Origin of the sequence: Dietzia timorensis (assembly GCF_020742175.1) — a bacterium.
In the GTDB taxonomy this organism is placed as follows: Bacteria; Actinomycetota; Actinomycetes; order Mycobacteriales; family Mycobacteriaceae; genus Dietzia; species Dietzia timorensis_A.
In genome coordinates this window covers 1-4,104 of the sequence record NZ_DYXM01000054.1, presented here as the reverse complement: position 1 = coordinate 4,104, position 4,104 = coordinate 1, and the positions used below count along the sequence as shown (strand labels likewise).

6 protein-coding genes and 1 pseudogene are annotated in these 4,104 nt (G+C 65.5%); all 7 read right to left on the bottom strand.

From position 1 onward, the window contains the following. Positions 1-105: pseudogene (locus K8V11_RS02685) on the bottom strand (O-acetyl-ADP-ribose deacetylase); the annotation flags it as partial. A 40-nt stretch (positions 106-145) separates the two neighbouring features. After that, a complete protein-coding gene (locus K8V11_RS02680; RefSeq protein WP_303910670.1) occupies positions 146-511 on the bottom strand; it encodes an SdpI family protein in 366 nt (121 codons plus the stop codon). Positions 512-635: 124 nt separating this feature from the next. Continuing rightward, complete coding sequence (locus K8V11_RS02675) at positions 636-1,550, bottom strand: triacylglycerol lipase (RefSeq protein WP_303910669.1); 915 nt, start codon at positions 1,548-1,550, stop codon at positions 636-638. A gap of 123 nt (positions 1,551-1,673) precedes the next feature. Next, positions 1,674-2,729: an aldo/keto reductase gene (locus K8V11_RS02670; RefSeq protein WP_303910668.1), complete on the bottom strand. Its 1,056-nt coding sequence runs from the start codon at positions 2,727-2,729 to the stop codon at positions 1,674-1,676. After that, entirely contained in the window at positions 2,726-3,229 is a 504-nt protein-coding gene (locus K8V11_RS02665) for a MerR family transcriptional regulator (protein ID WP_303910667.1), read from the bottom strand. The genes K8V11_RS02670 and K8V11_RS02665 overlap by 4 nt, the downstream gene beginning before the upstream one ends. An 81-nt stretch (positions 3,230-3,310) precedes the next feature. Continuing rightward, the gene (locus K8V11_RS02660) at positions 3,311-3,721 is read right to left on the bottom strand and encodes a type II toxin-antitoxin system VapC family toxin (protein ID WP_303910666.1); all 411 of its coding nucleotides are present in this window, start codon (positions 3,719-3,721) and stop codon (positions 3,311-3,313) included. Further along, positions 3,718-3,969 carry a type II toxin-antitoxin system prevent-host-death family antitoxin gene (locus tag K8V11_RS02655; protein WP_303910665.1) on the bottom strand — a complete coding sequence of 84 codons (252 nt, stop codon included), beginning with the start codon at positions 3,967-3,969 and terminating at the stop codon, positions 3,718-3,720. Before K8V11_RS02655 ends, K8V11_RS02660 begins: the two co-directional genes overlap by 4 nt. Positions 3,970-4,104: the final 135 nt, after the last annotated feature.

The window sequence follows — 4,104 nt, the reverse complement described above, 5'->3', positions numbered from 1 at the left end:
CGCGCCGTCCACTCCCCCGCCGCCGAGCAGCGAGGAGTTCGCCGCGTTGACGATCGCGTCGGCGCGGAATTCGGTGATGTCTCCGGACAGGACTCGGATGCTCATGGCGCCACGCTACGCGCACCGAGAGGGAGGTTTCGAGCGGTTACGCGCGGGTGCTCAGTGCGATTCGCGCGGCGCGGTGCCCCTGCACGCCACCGATAGCGAGGCCGATAAGCATGAGTGCCACCGCGAAGATCGCCGCGACGATCACGCCGATCTCGCTGAGCCCGATCACCGCGATCGGCAGAATCATCGCTAGCAGCCCGGCGACCGCGCCGATCGTTATCGCGGGCCCACCTGCGGAATGAGCCACGTACCAGGCCTTATCGTTGACGAGGGTGAGGTCGGTGCGGATTCCGACGAGCTTATTGCGCCGCAACGAGCCATTCGCCCCGAGGTAGCCGACGACCGCGACGGACACGTTCGACAGCGCCACCAGCGCGAGTACGAATATCGCCCAGATCTCCATTGCGGACCGTCTCCTCCTAGCGCGAACGGATCCTCATTCCACCTTTATTGTCCCAGCTTTATGACGTCGGACGTACCCGATCGCCCGGCCCACCTCCATTTGCGCGTGCCGCGGGATCCCTCCGCTACAGGCGACGGTCGGTGAGCCAGCCCGGCAGAATCCCGCCGTGCACCGGGGCCACGGGCAGGCAGCGGATCTTGTGGCCGGCACCCGGATCGAGCGCGTCGAGCACGTAGTCGACCGCGCGCGGATCCGAGGGCAGGGCGGCGTGGTCGACGAAGTCGAGCATGCACCCCTGCTGCAACACGATGTTCCGGACCGAATACCCGCCGCCCTGCGGCGGCTCGACCAGCGAGGTCGTGTGGGGCCAGACGAACTCGTCGAAACGCGTCGCGACGTTCGTGTACTCGACGCCCCGCGCGTAGGGAGTGCCGTCTGGATCCCAGAGATCATTGAGAAACTTCGAACCGCGCACGAGGCTTTCACCTGCGAGGAATGCCCCGGCGACGAGCTGACGGAGCCGCATCGACGTCAGCATGCGTTCGAGCCTTGCCGAGCCGACGCCGTGCCACGGAGACGCGAGGCTAACTACCTTGCGTACCTTGCCCGGGCGAGCGTGCTTGGCGATCGCCCCGGCGACAACGCAGCCTTGTGAATGTCCGACGAGGTCGACCTGTTCGGCGCCGGTCGATGCGAGCACCTTGTCGACGAATCCGGCGACCTCGGGGACGGAGTTCTCCGCGATATCTCGCAGCCCGCCGAGTTCGGACATCGGGAACTTGGCGTCCGGCAGCGCGCCGTAGGTGATGGTGAACACGGAGAATCCGCGATTGATCAGGTACGGCGCGAGCGTGTACCAGTTCGTCGTACCGCTGCCAGCGGTGCCGTGGATGAGCACGACCGGGACGGGGCGTTCCTCGGACGGCCTCTCGTTCCACTTATTGACGCCGGGCAGCTGGTGCCCCGGGAAGCGGATCGCGAACTCGGCGCCGGCCAGGAAGCTGTACGACACGTGCGGCTTGCGCGCGGAGGAGGGCACGAGGGATTCCTTGGGGTCGGCGGGTTCGGGGGTACTCGCGCCACATTCAACCCGACATTGCCGCCCAATTTGTCCACTTGGCGCGGAGATTCGCGAACTCGCCGACCCCTACGATCGCGCGATCTACTCGCGGCCGCCGCTGATCCACTCGGGATTGGGGACGATGTTGCGGCCGCCGGTGACCGCTCTGGCGATGCCGTCGAGGGCGTCGATGTGAGCTTCGGTGAGCGAGACTTCCACGCAGCCGAGGTTCTCGATCATCCGCGAGGACTTTCGTGATCCCGGGATGGGAACGACCGTGAGCCCGTACTGCTCTCCCTTCGCGCGAAGCCAGGCCAGAACGACCTGCGCGTGTGAGGCTCCGGTCTCTGCGGCGACGTCGGCCAGCGCGGTGAGCGCCTTCTGATTGTCGTCCCACCCGGCACCCATGCGTGCCGTGTGGCTGCGGAAATCGCCGGCTACCTGCTCCTTGGTGAGCGTGCCGGTGAGGAATCCGCGTCCGAGCGGGCTGTAGGGGACGAAGCCGACGCCGAGTTCCGCGCATGCAGGAACGACGTGGTCCTCGACGTCTCGGGACCACAGACTCCACTCGCTCTGTACTGCGGTGATCGGGCTGGTTGCGTGGGCGCGACGAAGTTCGTCCGACGTCACTTCTGATAGTCCGAGGTGGCGGACTTTGCCGGTGTCCACGAGCTGGGCCATCGCGCCGACGGTCTCTTCAATGGGGACGTTCGGGTCGGGGCGGTGCAGGTAGTAGAGGTCGATGGTGTCGACGCCGAGCCGGCGAAGCGATGCCTCCGCCGCGGAACGGACGTACTCGGGGCGGCCGTCGACGCCGCTCTTGCCTGGTTTCGCGCCCTCGCCGGCCGACAACGGAACGCCGGTGATGCCGAACTTGCTCGCAAGTTGCACGTCAGCGCGCCGCTTGGCGAGCAGGGGCGCGAGCATTTCCTCGTTCGTACCCGCCGGCCCCTCGGTTCCGGGTCGCGGTTCGCCGTAGATGTCGGCGGTATCGATGAAGGTAATTCCGGCGTCGATTGCCTGGTCGATGACGTCGCGGGCCGCTTCGCTGGTGAGGCCGCCGCCGTAGACGTGCGAAAGGGCCATGCCGCCGTAGCCGATCGGCGAGACGTCGAGGTCCGCGTTAGTGGACAGGCGGACTTTGTCGGGTGTGGTCATGAGGGCTCCTTGCGTGTCGGGGCGTTGAGCACCGCGTTGAGGTCGGGCAGGGCGGAGTCGAGGTCCGGGATTGAAGTGCTCGGCGGACATTGCCCGTCGAGCTCGCCGCCATAGGTCGCGATTTTGTAGTCGGTGGCGGCGAGCGCGGCGCGCAGCTCGCGGAGCTGGTCGACGATTCCGTCGCGGTGCGCTTGCATGAGGGCGAGCCGTTCGGGAACCGTGCTCTCGCCCTCGGCGACCAGTTCGATATAGCGGGTGAGGGCGGCCATCGACATCCCCGAGGCGCGCATGCGGCGCAGGAATTCGAGGCGCCGCATTTCGGGTTCGCCGTAGCAGCGGTTGCCGGCGGAGTCTCGTGGCACCGCGAGCAGGCCCGCGCGTTCGTAGTAGCGGATGGTGTGGGCGCTCATGGCGAGGAGTTCCGCCGCCTGCGCGACGGCGAATGTGTCCTGGCCAGTGGAGGGTTTGTGCTCGGCTCGACGCTTGATCGTCTCGGTCATGGACACGACAGTAGGCCTTTGAGTGCGCTCTAAGGCAAGGGATTTCGGGAAGTAATACCGTTCGATTCGATGCGAGGTTCGCTAGAGCGTGCCGGTGTCGAGCAGGGAGACGCCCGCATGCTGGAAGTCCTTGGTGTTGCGGGTGACGAGGGTAAGGTCGTGCACCAGCGCAGTGGCTGCGATGAGCGCATCCATTTCAGGCATCGGGTCGGGAACGTGCAGTTGGGCCGCACTACGTGCGACCTGATCATCTATGGTGAGGATTGAACCAGCGAAAGCGGGTTTGACCTGCGACATCAACCACGCACGCAGGTGCTCACCCGCAGCGGGGTCTCTGCGCTCGACCCGCAAAATGCCTCGCTCAATTTCCAACAGCACGACGACACTGATCGCCAAGTCAGCCCGAGGCTGCGCGCTTATCCAGGCGTTGAGCCCGGGACGATTCTGCTTTCGCGCATCGCTGACGACATTGGTATCAAGCAAATACTTCACAGATCGAACGCACGCTCGGACTCGATGCGGCGCTCTGGCAGGTCGAGGTCGACGTCGACATTCTGACCCCTCCAGAGAAAGTCACCCATCAGCTCCCGTTGGCCCGAAAGCCGATCGAACTCCTCGGCCGTGAGCAACACATGCGAGGGCCGCCCATGGTCGGTGATCGTGACCGGACCGTGCTCGGCGGCGCGTTTGGCTGCCGAAACATCGCGGTTAAATTCGCGACTAGTAACGCTGGTGTGCATGACCGCCCCCTTGGATATGTACCTACAGTAGGTACTGTATACCAAACTGCGGAATCTGGGTAGCTCCTACGCCACGGAGGGCCAGGGGTTCACGGTGCATCCCTGCAGGCCGAGCGTCTGCTGCTGCATGAGCGG